This is a genomic window from Eubacterium callanderi, from assembly GCF_900142645.1.
Lineage (GTDB): Bacteria > Bacillota > Clostridia > Eubacteriales > Eubacteriaceae > Eubacterium > Eubacterium callanderi.
Window position 1 is genome coordinate 98,414 of record NZ_FRBP01000008.1, and the last position, 15,725, is coordinate 114,138.

The following is a 15,725-nucleotide window of genomic DNA, read 5'->3' on the forward strand; positions in this document are numbered from 1 at the left end:
AGGAAATGAAAAAACGTAAAATTTGTTTAATGCTTGTATGTCTGTTTGGAATTTTGATTGCGATGAGCGGATGTAATGCTAGCAGCATTGAAGGGAACTGGTATGAAAACAGTAATCCGGACATAAATCGTATCGAGTTTAAAGATGAAGGAAAAGCTATGTTTATGGCCAATGGATATAGCGATGAAATTACTTATTCTTTAAGCGAAGATAAAAAAACAGTTTATTTAGAACGAGAGGGGATTTTATTTGATCAGAGTGGTACATTAGCCATGCAGGATGATGGATCGTTAAAAGACATAAATTCTGGATATGCTTATTTTAAAAATATTGAAGATGCGCGTAAAAGCCATGACAAAATTATTGATGAACGATACAATAACGCGTATAAACTAATAACGGAAAATGTATGGCGGACAGATTCTATCAGAGATAACAACAACACGATGCCGGATTGCTATGGCGTATTAGAAGTAAAGAATGACGGCACATACGCTGGTATGGTCTATTCATCCAATGAGGGCGCGGTGCTGGTTCGTGAAGTGGGAACTTATCAGGCGGATAGAGTTGATGAAATTAATGAATTGAAATACAGCCCTGATACAAAGCGTATTTATCTGACTTTTACACCCACTTCGATTGAAGACAGTGGTCTTCAAAACTACCTGGAGAATATTAATGCAGGGCGTAATTTTCAAATGTACATCTATAGTCAACCAGACAGTTTCTTTGTTAGCCCTGGAAAAAAGGAAAATTTAGAAATGGTGGATCAAGGAACCTACTACAATGTTTATTTGAGATCTAAGCAGTATCACTCAGGAAACTAGTTGACTGTCAAGCCAGACATGTGTCTGGCTTTTTTTATTATGAAGGAGGCATTTATTTTGGTGAGACGAAATGAGGGAGAACTTTATTGAAAGATTTAATATTAGCAGAAAAGCCAACCGTAGCTGTGAATATTGCAAAAGCTGTCGGTATGACCAGTCGAAAAGACGGCTATTTTGAAAATAGTCAGTATGTGATTACTTTTGCGGTGGGACATCTTTTAGAATTGTATGATGTAAAAGATTATCATCCTGAATATGGTGAAAAATGGGAAATATCGCATTATCCGTTTGTTCCAGATACATTTAAGTACAAAATAGCGGAATCAACGAGAAAACAGTTTAAGATCGTCAAAGACCTTATCTTATCCGATGAGATCCAGGAGATTATTTCTGCGACCGATAATGACCGTGAAGGACAGTTAATTGCAGATCTGATTTTTCGTTATCTTGGCGTAAAAAAGCCCATACGACGGCTCATAACCAATGAATGGACAACAGATGCCATACGCTACGGATTAAAAAATACGGTACCGAATAAATCGAAGCAGAGTCTTTTCTATGCGGGACTTGTAAGGCAGCAAATGGACTGGCTCCTGGGGATTAATTTAACCAGTGTGGCGACCCTGAAGCTTTTAAAAAATGGAACCGGTAAAGATACGCTTCACATCGGAAGGGTCATCCTTCCTACGCTTAAACTTGTTTATGACCGGGAAATGAATGTAAAAAACTTCAAATCCATTCCGATTTACTACTTAAATGCCTATGTTAAGGATGTATCAGGTGAGGAAATCATCTTCCGATATATTGAAGGTGATGAGAAAATCTATAAATTTGATCATGACAGCCATCTGGTTCAGATCCTGCGATTAATAAACACCGAAACGGCTGTTGTCGTGGGTTATGAATGTTCGGAAAAAAAGATGAATCCTCAAAGGCTTTTCAGTTTACCAACACTACAGGGGCATATTACAACGAAGTATGAAGGCTGGAGTTCGGACAAGGTTTTAAAAATCGCACAAAAACTGTATGAGAATAAATTGATTACATATCCCCGAACAGATAGCGTTTATCTGGATGAAACCCTGAAGGAAAACATGTCAATGGTACTGAATATCCATAAAATAGAGAGCCAATATGCTGAGATGCTCCAATTTAAGGATACTAAGCGAATCTTTAACAGTGAAAAGGTTGAAAGCCATAGCGCAATCACAATAACAAAAGAGAAACCCAGAGGACTTTCGCAGGACGAACATATTGTATATGAAGCGATCCGAAATCGCTTTTTAGAACAGTTTATGCCATTAGCCATTGATGAAGAAGTTGAGGTAACACTTGCTTTTGAAGGTAAAGTACCGTCAGAGGATGGTGCTTTTTTATTTTCGGCAAAATCTATTGTAGAAAGAAGTCCAGGCTGGCGGCTTATTGAGAATAGAAACGCCACAAAAAAAGAGACGTTGCTTACGAGGATGCGAGAAAATGAAAGTGTCACGATTGACAGAGTAATGGTAAACAAAGGCGAAACAAAGCCCAATCCGCTTCATACAGAGGAAACGCTGATAAAAGCAATGTTACAGTGTGGTAAAAAATACAAAACAGAGGATGAACTGGAAACATCGATACTTTCCGGATTTACCATTGGAGCATCATCATCGAGAGCAGCTGTGATCAAAAAGCTTTTTGATTCAGATTACGTCATAAAGAAAGGAAAATCACTGGTCACAACAGATCGTGGAAAGTCTTTGATTCAGGCATTTCCGGTAAAGTCTCTTTTTAATGTTGAGACAACCGGGAAAATGGAAATGAGACTAAAAGATATTGAAGAGGGGAAAGCAGATCCCAGGGCTTACCTTGAAGACGTTAAAATTAAAACAAAGGAGTATGTACAAATGATTTTAGAAACAGAACAATTCGTATTGAATGCTGGGGAAGATATTTCAATTAAAGAGCTGCGCTGCCCGAAGTGTGGAAAGCCCTTACATAAAACAAAAAGTGGCGTGGGTTGTACCGGCTATGAAAAGGAAGGGAACGGGTGCGATTTTTTTATCGCCAATCCTTTTGCCGGTAAGACACTGTCAAATCGGCAGATAGCACTGCTAGTAATTAACAAAAAAACACCGATTATCCGGGGTTTTAAGAGTAAAAAAGATACTAAATTCGATGCAATGCTGGTTCTGAATCATCAATATGAAATTAAATTTGAATTTCAAAAAAGCGAAACAGATTTAGCCTGTCCCTTATGCGGAAAGCCGCTGAAAAGAAATAAAGCAGGAATGGGGTGTTCAGGTTGGAAAGAGGGCTGTAAATTTATGATTTTCAACCCTTATTGTGGTAAAAGATTATCAGACAATCAGATTGAGCAGCTAATAAAAAGAGGGCATACCGGCGAGATCAAGGGATTCAAAAAGAAGTCGGGAAATGGTACTTTCAGCGCAATTCTTTATTTAGATGATTCAGATCAGTATAAGGTGAAAATGAAATTTGAATAATCAGTTGTAGAAGCGATTGTAACGTGATATGATGAAGAAAATATTACTTCCAAAGGACGTGAACAACAAATGAATGATGTTTTGTATTCAATAGATGAAATACGAAGAAAAGCGAGGCCGATTCTAAAAAAACATGGTGTTAAACGTGCTTTTCTGTTTGGCTCCTATGCTCGAGGAGAAGCAAATGCAGAAAGTGATATTGATATTAAAATCGAAAAAGGGAAAATAGAAACTTTATTTGAACTTGGGGCTTTATATGAGGATCTCAATGATGCGTTTAATACAGATGTGGATCTGGTTACAGATGAAGCATTATCACATCCAATGAATAAAGATATTACGGAGAAGATTAATAGAAACATTATAAAGGAAGAACAACTCATCTATGAAGAAGAATATTGATGTATTGGAACATATTTCAAAATATTGTGAGCAGATCGAAGAGACAAAGGATCGATTTGGGCGGAAATTTGTAGACTTTGAAAATGACAGAGACTATAAAAATTCGATATGTATGAGTCTGATCCAAATTGGAGAGTTATCAGGACATCTTTCAAAAGATTTTAGAGAAAACACGAAAAAAATTATTCCTTGGCAAGCCATAAAAGGAATGCGAAACTTGTTTGCACATAACTATAATGCTGCGGATTTATCAACAGTTTGGGCTACCACAGAACAAGATATTCCAAAGCTTAGTATGTTCTGTAAAAAAAACATCACTATGTACTACTTCATGGTTCAGGATCAAGAAGAATTGATTGATGAAATAGTAAGTGATGATTTTGACGAAGAAAGATAAATAAGGCATAAAGATTCAGGCTCTTGAGTTATCAAGGGTCTTTTTTATTTAAAAGGAGTTGATCGTATGGATAATTACAATGAGGTTAAGCTGTCTGGTGAAATTATTACGGATATTGAAGTGCAAACCTCAAATGCTGGTAAGAAACTCTGTAATTTTTCATTGGCATTAGGCGGCGATGAAAAAGATCATTCCACAAATTTAGGAATGGTAGTGCCAATTTATGCAATGGAAGAAACCGCAGAAGCACTGATTGAGGAGGCTCAGAAGGGAAAATATTTGATTGTTACAAATGGAGAAATTAGTGTGGGATCATATGATACCGGAAAAGAAAAAAGGTTTATGACAACCATTTTAGTCCGAAACTTTCAAATAATATAATAATTCTAAATAAATTCAGAAATAAGCTTTAAGGAGTAACAGATTTAATGAAAAATCACGCAAAGGAAAAAATACGGTTAGGGATCGTATTTTTCATATTAGGCACCCTTGCAATGCCTTGGATCGTTACGTTTACTGATGTCATGATATCGGGAACAGTAACTTCCATCACACTATCAGATTTTTCCTATTTTGAAGCAGTTCAAAAGATTCTATATAAAGAACCTTGTGGGCTGCTTTTTTTATTGTCAGAATGCATCTTGTTAATGACGGTCATTATGTGCGTTATCAAAATGGATACAGAACTTCGATCAGATATGTATCAAGTGACAGATCGAATATCAATCCCCATTCCTTCAGGGGAATATCAGCATGGGAGCGCATGGTTCTTAAGTAAAAAGGAGTACGGCAGAGCATTCGGGGCACACGAGATTGATCCCAACAATCGAACCATTCGTTTGTTGTTAAAGGAAGGCAGAAAAGATTTTGAGGAAATAGAAAATGGTGTGATTCCAGACTTTGAAAAAATCAAAAAGATTGATGCAATACAGGAAATATTCGACGAAGCAGGGCTTGTTATCGGGAGAACGCTAAAAGGCAAAAAAGAGGTTATCTATTCAATCGACCATGATTCTCACTTTTTAGCATTGGGTGCAACGCGAAGTGGGAAAACACGTTGCATTGTTCTGCAATCCATCGGTTTGTTGGCCTTATCGGGTGAGTCGATGCTGATAACCGATGTGAAAGGGGAGCTGGCAGATTATACACGTCCTTATTTGGAGCGTCTGGGTTATGAAGTATATATTCTTGACTATAAAGAACCAGAAAAGAGCAACAAATATAACGTGCTTCAATTTGTGATTGAGGCGGCGAGAGACGGTGATTTTGATACTGCGGAAGAACGTGCAGCGGATTTGGCGAAAATGCTGGTACCAGACAATGACAAGTCTGAACCAATCTGGTCAAATGGAGAGAGAGCAGTCATTGAAATGGCCATTCTGTCCGTGGTTTTGGAAAATATAGATCATCCCGAGTACCAGAATCTTTATAATGTCTATCGGTTTATCGCGGAAATGAATAATCAAGTCGTCATTAATAAGAACCGCATTTCTATCCTGGATCTTTTCATGGAAGACCTGAAACGAAAGAACCCACATCATAAAGCCGTTTTGGCATATGCGACCATTCAGGCGGGAGCCGGATCACCGAAAACAGTGAGTTCTTTTCTTGTCTCAGCAATGACGACACTGAAAATTTTCTCAACCGGAAAGATGAATGCCATGTCCAATACTTCGGATTTTTCCATGAGTGAGCTGGGCGACAAAAAAACTGCGGTTTTTATCATCTTACCTGATCAGAAGGATACCTATTATAAAATTGCGACAGCGGTCGTCGCCAATGCCTATGATGGATTGATCCGTAAAGCAGATCAGCAAGGAGGGCGTTTAGATCGTCGTATCCGATTCCTTTTAGATGAATTCGGCAATTTTGCAAAATTAAACGCGTTTTCAAACATGGAAACTGCCGGTGGATCAAGGGGGGTTCTTTTTGGTATTTTTCTTCAGGACTTTGCACAAACCGACGAAAAATACGGCCATGAGACATCTCGTATCGTTCGGTCTAACTGTGAAACGTGGGCTTATCTGAGAAGCGATGACCCAGAAACACTTAAGAGAATTTCCGATAAGCTTGCGAACTATACCTGTACCGTCTATAATGCATCGTCAAATGCGGGGAACAGAAGCTTTAGCCGCTCTAATTCATCCAATAAAATGACCAGAAAGTTACTGGAAATAAATGAATTGCAGGAAATCGATCGCCCCTATCTCTTGATTACGAGTCGCGTAAAGCCAGCTATTATGGAATCACCTGACTTAAGCGAGTGGTATTTTAATACAATGTTTGGAATGGGCGACAAAGAACATAATATCAAACTCCGAAAATACCGCAATCAAGCTCGCAGGGTTATGGATATTTCTGGAGAGCTCAATTCATGGGGAATATGGAATTCTTACCGGGATATTCAAATGCTGAAGAGTATTAGCTATTTAGAAATGACCGAGCAGAATTTTGATCCCATAAAGTATCGGATCGATGATATCTATCGGACTGAACTGAATAAGACCTATTTTTCAGTAAGTGATATTTCACCTGATACTGATTAAAATAGTGGCGATGAAAGTTAATCTGGAGCCATTCAATCAAGTGCCAAAACGGCACTTTTTTTATTTGTTAAGAAAGGAGGTGGATAAAATGCTTGATAATTCAATACTGGTAACCGGAACAGTAAATTTAGCAAATGCAGCACTTAACGGACTAATGGCCGTAATCTTTGTAGTGTGTCTTTGTTTTTTTACTTATTATTGGATGAGGAGAGCGCACTCAGAAGAAATGGGAAAAACGTCTGTTTACTGTATTAGTTAGTTTACTTGGTGGAGAGCTAAGTGTCGTTATTTTGCGCGTGATTTTATCTTATTACAATATTAATGTTTGAACAAAAGAACCTTCAGAAAAGTGTTTTTCTGAAGGTTCTTTGAAAGGGGATGATTAGTTGGATTGGTTAGGAAAACTCATCACAAATCAATTTGTCAATTCTGGTGACGCCCAAAACTCAATAATACAAGTATTTAAGGATCTTGCATCTGGAGTTGGACTTGTAAAGACCATTATGTATCCAGAAGTTTCACTGGGGGACTCAATCAATTCCTTGTTTGGAAATATTTATGGATTGATTCTCGGCATTGCAATTGCATTGATCGTACTCAAAGTAGTACATAAAGCGAATAAAACATATGGCCTCGGTGATGATGATCCGTCTCAAGACCCAATTTTTCTTTTTAAGAAAATGTTGCATGCAGTTATTGTTGCTGTGGGATTTAACAGCATTCTGTATTTTGTTTTATTTGGAATTGTGGCGGGAACTGTAAGCACGATCTCAGGCATGGTAATTGGCAGCTTGGGTCAAGCCTTTCAGGATAGCTTTCTTTCTGGCGATTGGACAGAAACATTATTTAATTTAATCAAAAACATAGCGGATATTTTTTCAGCGCCATTTACGTCGATATTACTGATTTTGTACATTATTTCGTGCATTATCATGTATTTTAAATTCATTATGCGTTCCTGTGAACTGGTCTTCCTGCGCATAGGCTTTCCGATCAGCTGTGTTGGAATCATCGATTCAGACTATGGTGTTTTTAAACCCTATATTAAGAAATTTTTTCAGGCAGCAACGTCAATTATTATTCAAATCGGATTACTCCACTTGTCGTTGGGTTTAATCCTGATGCCGATTGTCGATGCAAATACTTCAATTACAATGACCAATACAATATGGGCCTGTTGTTGCTTATGGACAGCATTTTCAGTGCCGAACATTTTGCAGGAATTCTTGTTGTGGGGTGGTGGATCGTCTGGATTCTCGTCGACAATAAACACTGGCGCAAATGTTATTCGCGCCGTCAATATTTTTAAATAGAAGGTGATGATTATTGGACCCGAACTATGAATTGGTAAAAAACAGTCAGTTCTTTTTTGGTGCTGGCACTGTGCAGGATGGGATTATGCTTTTAGCCAGAGCACTTCTCTTTCTGTTCGACGTTATAATCGTGGTGCGAATTGTTTATCTTTTTATGGAAAGATCGCAAGGAGACGAAAATGGGCAAATTATGAAGCAAATTGTGAATTGCTTCAAAGCGGCGATTATAGCAAATGTACTTGGAGGATTAGCTCTTATTAGCGAGATACTCCAGTATTATTACCACATAAACATTTGAGGTGACACATGGAAAATAAAATTGAAGATCGAAAAAAATTGTATATTCCAGCAAGAATTAAGGTGGAAAATGAACCGCTTAAAGGCTTTAGCAGCCGATCACTGAAATGGTTTCTTATCTCAGGGATCATTGCTTCTGTTTTCTGTTTAATTGTAGGGCTCATAAGCAAGGAGTTTTCATATGGCATTTTATTGTGGATGTTCACCATTGGGGCTTTAGCGGTCGCTTTTCATGAAAACGAGCTAAACATGAATATGGTGGATTACTTCATGGTTTTGTTCCGGTTTGCAGGTGAGCAACAGAAATATGAGTATTTTTTTTATGATACTTTAGATGATATGGAGGAAAAACATGGCCATCGAAAACAAAGTAAGTAAGAGGATTGACGAAATTTCAGCTTTGCTTGTTGGTGAAGTGATCCGGTATAAAGATAACCGAATCAAAGATATTGAAGCACTTGAAAATGCGATGCTGCAAAGCGAGAAAAAAGAAAAAAAAGAAATAAAAAACCATATGGATAAAGACACTCAAGCAGTGAAAGAGCGCATTGAAGCGTTTTTATCTGAAAGCGAATCTCTGGTCGAAACGTATGGAATGGATGATACTTTTGAAAATCAGAACGAATCTCAGGAAAAGCCGGAAACAGAAGAGTCAGATCCAAATCCGAGACAGATTCAGTCTGCCAGCCAAAAAGAAAGACCTTATGCGATAGCAAAGAATGAAATGAGCGTTTACAGCAAGCTTCGGAGAGAGGTGGATGCGATACATGCAAGGACAGCCTTTAAAGAACCAAAGGAACAGATGCGTTTTGAATTTGTCGTTATGGACACGATGGCCAATACGGATTATCCAGAAAAGGAAAGTGATTTACGTACTTTGAGTATGATGAGCGCACCCAATACCAGTATCTCTGAAACAATTGAGAATGAAGGCTGGCCAGCAATTAACGCTGGCATGAATTTGAAGGCAGCAAATTATATACCAAAGAATGAAAAGGCAGCTCTATCATTACAGTGGCTTAAATTTGAAAAAGTGCGATTGGAAACTAGAAAAGCGGAGGTGGCGAAAGTATTAACGTTAAATACAGCAATCACAACTGAAAGCTTATATCAATCAGATGCTGAACTAAAATTCCTTGGTGAAAATCATGATCTGTGGCTGGATGACGCTGTTAACCGAAAAATCCAGGAAATTCATGAACGAAATGTCCTAATTCTTGAAAACAAAATATATTATGGTTCGAGAGAAGAAGAATCAGCGTATAAACAGGCCCTTCGAGAACAGATCGAAGAGCGGTACCATGTAGGGAGGGATACCAACCTGACCCAAATGGCTGACAGAATATTGTCTCGTGATCATCATGATTATTGTGCGCTAACCCGTGAGGAAGCAGTCCATTTTCAAAATGAAGAGCAGACCATTTATGATTTTGACCAAAATACCAAAGTTTGGGAACGTGTAGATGCAGTCGAAAAAATTGCCGTGGCGCTTCCAAACCATGATTTTTATATAAGCCGGAGCGACTTGTCCGCTTTTCTGCAGCAGCAATTTGAGGATACGTTGTATGAAAATCGCATGGAGCAGGAAGATCTGTATACAGAAGAGGTAACAGATTACCGGACTGAGATTGATCCGGATGTTGGGACACGGGAATCCATCAATGCCCTTGGAAAGAAAAAACAACCGACAGCTGCCAGTGTTCAGGATGAGCTCGAAGAAGATGTTGAGTATGGCATTGGAGAAGTCGGAGATTCAAATCAGGAGGCCATTGAGGAATACATGGTCGAAGAAATAACAATTGAAGAAGATTTAGAGCGATAAAATGATTGGAGGATTGAAATGTCAGTTGATACTGAATTAGGACGGGAAATATCACAGATTATAAATATTATTTTACAGGAAGTTATACAAATGCAAAGAGAACGTCAGTATAACGAAGAACAGGTTAAAAGAAGTAAAGTGGAATCTGAGAAGGCAACGCTTGTAAAAAAAATGAATGACGATACCCGGAACTCGCTGGAAAAAATAGACTCCCTGCTTAAACAAAATGACGAACTGGTTTCGCAGTACGGAGCGTCCATAGGCGATTATATTGATGAGGGACTTGCAGAAGTGATTGATAGTGAAATGCAGGTAAATAAAGCAATGGAAGGCGTGTACAATCGTGCACAGGAAAACATGTGGCCGGAAACAGGTCAGCGTACAGATTTACTCACACTCTCCAGACCAGCAATAAACGCTTACGTGGAAATCTGCAGAAATGCCGATGAAAAGCTGGCTTCAGCAGATCAAGAAGCGCGAAAAACCAGACCTTTGGAATTAACACTTTTGGATACCCTCGCAAACAAAGATTATCCCGAAAAAGCTGAGGATTTGGAAGATATTTCCTGGCACTGGATCGCCAACGAAGACATCACAAATACAATTAAGGAAAGAGGTATCTTGTTAAATGCAGCACGCTATTCAGGAAATTTAAGAATGAATCTTGCAGCAGCCGAGGAAGGGAAGACCAATCCCCCTGAAAATCCTGCACCAGACGTATCTAGAGAGCCGCTTCAGAGTGAATTCACAACAGAACAGGATAAAAATAAAATAAGTACAATGGAGGTTAAAGCTCCTGAAATGCAAGATAATATGGCTAAAGGTCAGGATTTAGCATCACATGTTTCTGAAGATCCTCATGTGACAAATCCAGATCATACAGCAAATATTGAGGATAAAGTTCAGCAATTGCCTCGAAATACTGCCGCGGTCGGCAATACGACAAAACTTAATGATAGAGCAGAAGAATTATCGCTTGAATCCATTGGAAATCAACAAAATATAGTGCCTGATAAAAGCGTTCAGGACATACCCGCAGAGAAAAAAGAATTACATGAAGAACCAGAAGTAAAGGCGATCATCGGTGTTCTTGACGCCAATGATCCGTTGACACGAAGAACATTTGAAGCACTTTTAACGTGTGTTTCTACAATGGAGGTGCATGTAAAGTCGCTCTCTGAAGAGACGATTCGCTTAAGACAGGAAATTAAAGAGATGCAGCCATCACCTGAAAAAGAAATGGTGCAGCAGGAAAATCGGAACATGGAAGACCAGGTAGTTGTTATGCAGCAAGATGTTATTGGGCTAAAGAGAGGCATTTTAGAAGGGTGCCGAAAAGCTTTGGATAATTTTAAGCAACATGGCAAGAAAGCCCTGAAAGATTTTTTGAGTTTTCTGCACATTGACAGTGCGTTGGAAAAAGCCCAGGAACATGTTACAGTGAACCTTCGCGAAAATGATCAAACATTAAAAGAGATTGAGGCTATCACAAAAGAATACCATAAATCAGGGCAGCATCTCAAAAATACTGGTCGCATGATCGCGGGAAAAGAGCCGATAGCGGATATTAAGGGGCCAGGTATCATTTCAAAAGCCGTTACGGCGCACTTTAAAGCGGAGCGTTCGTGTTTGAACAAACTGGACAGCAGCATTAGAAAGGCACTGGAAAATATTAAAGGTCTATCACCCGAACAGATTAAAGAAGATTCGTCCATGAACCGAATTTATAACATCATTCAGGGAGACGACGCCGAAGATAGAAATGATGAAGCAGAAGAGATTTTTGATGAAGAAACAGAAGAAAATACTCAGGAAAGCGTTGAAAAAAGCGCTGACGCAGAAGTCGTAAGCCATGGCATATTCAGTGGATTGGAAAATATTGAAGCCATTGATGCTAATATTTTATCGAAAGATAATTCTCAGGATGATGATATTGAAAGGTAGGGTGGTGAAATAATGTATATCATTATTTATCTTTTCATTATTGCTTTTGGTGCCTTGTGCCTTTACTTTTTTTATCGGAAAAGAAAGAAAGAAAAAGCAGAAGAAGAAAATATGTACAAAGGTGAAACGGCGAATGATTTTATGAATACCAAAAATATCCGTCGCCAGGTACTTTTTACTAAAGACGATAAAAGGTGCAGTTACATTGAAATCGAACCAGTAAATATCGACCTATTGAGTGACAAGGATATGGCGAGCATAACCGAAAGCCTGACCGCTGAACTGTCTGAGCTGCGTTATCCGTTTAAATACTACGCCCTCAGTAAACCAGAAGATAATCGAAGCATCATGGCACAATACAGTAAAATTATTCAGTCAACGGATGATCCAGTAATTCGAAATATTCTGCGTAATGAGATTCAGCAAAGGCAGACGCAGGTACAAAATGCGGAAATGCCGACGCGTAAATATTATTTTCATCTGTGGGCAGACCGTGAAACGGATGAGGAATTTAAAAAACGTGTGGAAAGCTTGCGAGAAAAACTTGATAACTGCGGCATTAAGGCAAAGATTATTTCCCAGACAGAAATCGTTGAGTTTATCGAAATGGTTGCGAATCCACAATATGCTGTTCCTGAAGATCTAAAACCAGAGATTAATTTTTCATTTTTAATCAAACAATATGGAGGCGATGTGTAAATGTTTAGGAGAAAGCAGAAAGCTATAAAGAAGGATATTCACGGAAGACCAATTATTGAAGAAAAAAAAGAAAAAAAGAAGAGTAAAGCCGTCATTCCAGAAAATCAGGAGCTTAAGAGTATTATCGCACCTATCGGTATAACATTCAATCGTATTAACGCAGTAATTGGCGATAATTTAGCACGCTGTTACGGTGTGATTCGCTATCCGCAGTTTGCAGAGTATGGATGGCTCCGTCGATTGACAAATATTCATGGGACAGTGGTAGCCATTCATTTTACGCCACTCAATACAGATGAAGTGCTGAAAAGCCTGAATAATAACATAAGAAATTACCGGATGGACGCAAATGATGGAAAAAAAGATGAACTGGAACGGCAGCGCGCGGAGCAAAGCATTCGGAATGCAGAGGAAGCGATGCGCCGCATTGATCAAAACGGCGAAGTTGTCGGAAGAATGTGTTTTGTGCTCATGCCGCTTGCAGAAAATGAAAAATCATTTGATAAGATTTGTAAGAATGTCGAAAATGCTTCGTCGATTGCAAACTGTAAATGTCGAAAGATGGCGAGTGAACAAAAGGAAGGTGTCAAGTTCGTACTTCCGACCTATACCGAAGAAAATAACGTCCATCGGCAGACAGGGAGGATGATGCCCATCTCATCCTTTGTCGGTGGCTTTCCTTTTGCATCCTCTGGCTTTAATGATCATTCTGGTTTTTACCGCGGTCATGACGGCCTTGGCGGAACGGTTTATCTTAACAGCTGGTATCGAGGAAGGGATCGAACTAATTCAAATTATGTCATAGCTGGTAACGCTGGCATGGGCAAATCGGCAACGATCAAGGCCATGGCCATCATGGAGCGGGCACTAGGCGCATCCATCTTTTTTGTTGATCCGGAAGGTGAGTACAAAGATTTGACGTTGAATCTAAATGGAGAGTGGCTGAATGCTTCCGGGGGAAACGGAAAAGTGATTAATCCCTTGCAGGTCATTGGAAACACTAAGTATCTCAGTAAGGATGATGAAGATGGTGATGAGTACGATGATGATTCTGAAACCATCACGAATGACCTGGAAAATCATATGAAGCTCTTGGAAGTATTTTTAAGTCTTTATCTGAAAGAAATCACCCAATATCAGATGGCTTTGCTGAAACAGGAAATAGAAGAGCTTTACCTCAAATTTGACATCACCTGGGACACCGATGTCTCAAAACTAAAGAATACAGATTTTCCGCTTTTTAAAGACCTCCATCAACACTTGATCGATAAATCAAGAGAAGCGGAAGAGCGTGACAATATGGGTCTTAGCAAGGAATATGCAGATCTGGCGCTTTTGCTGAGGGATATCTCCATTGGATCGGACAGCTTTCTATGGGGCAGTTATACGACACTGGAGATCAACGCTGATGTGGTCTGCGTTGATACCTTCGGCTTGAATTCCAGGCCGGACAACATCAAATCTGCTCAGTATTTTCTATTGCAGAACCTTGCCTGGCAACGAGCGACGCGGTCGAATAAAGAGAGATCCATCATTGTTTACGAAGAAGCGCATATGATCATTGATAAGGATGTCCCGCAGCCGATGAAAACTCTCAGCCAACAGGAAAGACGCGCAAGAAAATATGAAGCAGCGATCTGGGTAGCCAGCCAGCAGGTCAACGATTTTGTCGATCCGGCCATCAAGCAATATGGATCGGCCATTCTAAATCAGCCAACCTACAAACTGATTCTTGGGATGGACGGTCAGGATTTGGTCGATGTTGCCAGGTTATATCGACTCAAAGAGGCAGAACGAGAGCTGATCGAGCAGAAAACAAGAGGGCGTGCTCTGTTTATGATTGGTAGCAGACGGTTGGATTTAAGCATTAAAATTGACGATTTCAAATTAAGTTATTTCGGAGATAAAGGCGGGAGGTAATCTTTTGTCCATTGCAATAAAAGCGGCCTTAGCTCTCCTGAAGAACAGAAGAACCCGAGAGGTAATCATTGAATTACTTGTCGGGTTCATTTTATTTGTCGGATTTGTATCAATGCTGACACCAAAAAACAGCGGAACCGGCGGTGGCGTTTATGGTTATCCATGCAGCACGGAATATGGTATATCCGATGGCACAGCCGGTCTTGACCCAGAAACCTATGCTGTGATCGATCCATACGTTTTTCATAGTGGATGGGGTCAAAGAAACTGTGAATATCATGGCATGGAATTTCATGATGGCATTGATCTGTCCTGTCCGCTGGGATCAGAATTATACGCTGTCTGCGACGGTACAGTCACTCTGGCTGGTTATACCGGTGGCTACCAATATGCTGTGGGGATACTCGCCGGTGATGGTTCTGGATACTGGTTTTTCTATGCGCACATGAATTCACAGAGCAGTATCACCGTTAAGGCTGGCGATCACGTCACGAAGGGCCAGATTGTGGGATACTCTGGTGATGGCCTGGGTAATTATGCAGCCCATTTACATTTTGGATGCCATAAAACAGATGCAGGCAACACGGCTTATCGGGACATTTTCGATACCTCCGAAAATGTTACCGTTAATCCCTGGCCATTAATTAATCCTGCAAACAATGGAACATCCGGTGATATCGAGTCTTGGAGACAAACGGTTGTTAAGGCACTGGCAGCCAACGGATTAAGCACAGACAACGAAATGGTTGAAAAGGTACTAAGGCAGATCGAAACAGAATCTGGCGGAAATCCATTGGCCGTGCAAGGGATCAGCGACGTAAACAGTGGGGCACCCATTCCATTTAATAATGGTATCTGTCCATGGTGCCCGAATAGTGCCGGGGATAGCTGTGGCAATACCAATATTGGCCATGGTTTGATGCAGACCATACCGGGAACCTTCAACGGACATAAGCATGATGGCCATGATAATATTTTCGATGGTTACGACAATCTGCTGGCAGCACTTCACTATGCAAAAAACAGATATGGAAATAACTTGAATGGACTTGGAGAAGGCCATGGATATTAA

General features: G+C 39.7%; 14 protein-coding genes. All 14 read left to right on the forward strand.

What is annotated here, in order from left to right; all coding sequences use genetic code 11:
- Positions 1-5: 5 nt before the first annotated feature.
- Positions 6-827 (forward strand): hypothetical protein, encoded by an 822-nt coding sequence (locus BUC22_RS12210; RefSeq protein ID WP_143163941.1) that lies wholly within the window; start codon positions 6-8, stop codon positions 825-827.
- 86 nt (positions 828-913) lie between these two features.
- Positions 914-3,313, forward strand: a complete 2,400-nt coding sequence (locus BUC22_RS12215) for a type IA DNA topoisomerase (protein WP_073383022.1) — start codon at positions 914-916, stop codon at positions 3,311-3,313.
- Positions 3,314-3,382: 69 nt separating this feature from the next.
- Positions 3,383-3,715: a nucleotidyltransferase family protein gene (locus BUC22_RS12220; RefSeq protein ID WP_013380223.1), complete on the forward strand. Its 333-nt coding sequence runs from the start codon at positions 3,383-3,385 to the stop codon at positions 3,713-3,715.
- Positions 3,699-4,112: a HepT-like ribonuclease domain-containing protein gene (locus BUC22_RS12225; RefSeq protein ID WP_013380224.1), complete on the forward strand. Its 414-nt coding sequence runs from the start codon at positions 3,699-3,701 to the stop codon at positions 4,110-4,112. Before BUC22_RS12220 ends, BUC22_RS12225 begins: the two co-directional genes overlap by 17 nt.
- A 66-nt stretch (positions 4,113-4,178) precedes the next feature.
- Positions 4,179-4,493: a single-stranded DNA-binding protein gene (locus BUC22_RS12230; protein WP_013380225.1), complete on the forward strand. Its 315-nt coding sequence runs from the start codon at positions 4,179-4,181 to the stop codon at positions 4,491-4,493.
- Positions 4,494-4,540: 47 nt separating this feature from the next.
- The gene (locus BUC22_RS12235) at positions 4,541-6,658 is read left to right on the forward strand and encodes a VirD4-like conjugal transfer protein, CD1115 family (RefSeq protein ID WP_013380226.1); all 2,118 of its coding nucleotides are present in this window, start codon (positions 4,541-4,543) and stop codon (positions 6,656-6,658) included.
- A 386-nt stretch (positions 6,659-7,044) separates the two neighbouring features.
- A complete protein-coding gene (locus BUC22_RS12240) occupies positions 7,045-7,971 on the forward strand; it encodes a conjugal transfer protein TrbL family protein (protein ID WP_013380228.1) in 927 nt (308 codons plus the stop codon).
- A gap of 13 nt (positions 7,972-7,984) precedes the next feature.
- Positions 7,985-8,269 carry a hypothetical protein gene (locus tag BUC22_RS12245; RefSeq protein ID WP_013380229.1) on the forward strand — a complete coding sequence of 95 codons (285 nt, stop codon included), beginning with the start codon at positions 7,985-7,987 and terminating at the stop codon, positions 8,267-8,269.
- 8 nt (positions 8,270-8,277) lie between these two features.
- Positions 8,278-8,646: a hypothetical protein gene (locus BUC22_RS12250; RefSeq protein WP_013380230.1), complete on the forward strand. Its 369-nt coding sequence runs from the start codon at positions 8,278-8,280 to the stop codon at positions 8,644-8,646.
- Positions 8,621-10,090 (forward strand): hypothetical protein, encoded by a 1,470-nt coding sequence (locus BUC22_RS12255; protein ID WP_073383024.1) that lies wholly within the window; start codon positions 8,621-8,623, stop codon positions 10,088-10,090. The genes BUC22_RS12250 and BUC22_RS12255 overlap by 26 nt, the downstream gene beginning before the upstream one ends.
- Positions 10,091-10,108: 18 nt before the next feature.
- Complete coding sequence (locus BUC22_RS12260; RefSeq protein ID WP_070081192.1) at positions 10,109-12,034, forward strand: DUF6674 family protein; 1,926 nt, start codon at positions 10,109-10,111, stop codon at positions 12,032-12,034.
- Positions 12,035-12,046: 12 nt separating this feature from the next.
- On the forward strand, positions 12,047-12,733 hold the full coding sequence (locus BUC22_RS12265; protein WP_070081191.1) for a TraC-like domain-containing protein: 687 nt from the start codon (positions 12,047-12,049) through the stop codon (positions 12,731-12,733).
- On the forward strand, positions 12,734-14,653 hold the full coding sequence (locus tag BUC22_RS12270) for a VirB4 family type IV secretion system protein (protein ID WP_013380234.1): 1,920 nt from the start codon (positions 12,734-12,736) through the stop codon (positions 14,651-14,653).
- Positions 14,654-14,657: 4 nt separating this feature from the next.
- On the forward strand, positions 14,658-15,725 hold the full coding sequence (locus BUC22_RS12275; RefSeq protein WP_013380235.1) for a transglycosylase SLT domain-containing protein: 1,068 nt from the start codon (positions 14,658-14,660) through the stop codon (positions 15,723-15,725).

Coding starts and splice junctions, on each gene's coding strand:
- BUC22_RS12250 (WP_013380230.1), top strand. CDS start 8,278: ATGGAAAATAAAATTGAAGATCGAAAAAAATTGTATATTCCAGCAAGA.
- BUC22_RS12255 (WP_073383024.1), top strand. CDS start 8,621: ATGGCCATCGAAAACAAAGTAAGTAAGAGGATTGACGAAATTTCAGCT.
- BUC22_RS12260 (WP_070081192.1), top strand. CDS start 10,109: ATGTCAGTTGATACTGAATTAGGACGGGAAATATCACAGATTATAAAT.
- BUC22_RS12210 (WP_143163941.1), top strand. CDS start 6: ATGAAAAAACGTAAAATTTGTTTAATGCTTGTATGTCTGTTTGGAATT.
- BUC22_RS12230 (WP_013380225.1), top strand. CDS start 4,179: ATGGATAATTACAATGAGGTTAAGCTGTCTGGTGAAATTATTACGGAT.
- BUC22_RS12220 (WP_013380223.1), top strand. CDS start 3,383: ATGAATGATGTTTTGTATTCAATAGATGAAATACGAAGAAAAGCGAGG.
- BUC22_RS12270 (WP_013380234.1), top strand. CDS start 12,734: ATGTTTAGGAGAAAGCAGAAAGCTATAAAGAAGGATATTCACGGAAGA.
- BUC22_RS12225 (WP_013380224.1), top strand. CDS start 3,699: ATGAAGAAGAATATTGATGTATTGGAACATATTTCAAAATATTGTGAG.
- BUC22_RS12265 (WP_070081191.1), top strand. CDS start 12,047: ATGTATATCATTATTTATCTTTTCATTATTGCTTTTGGTGCCTTGTGC.
- BUC22_RS12235 (WP_013380226.1), top strand. CDS start 4,541: ATGAAAAATCACGCAAAGGAAAAAATACGGTTAGGGATCGTATTTTTC.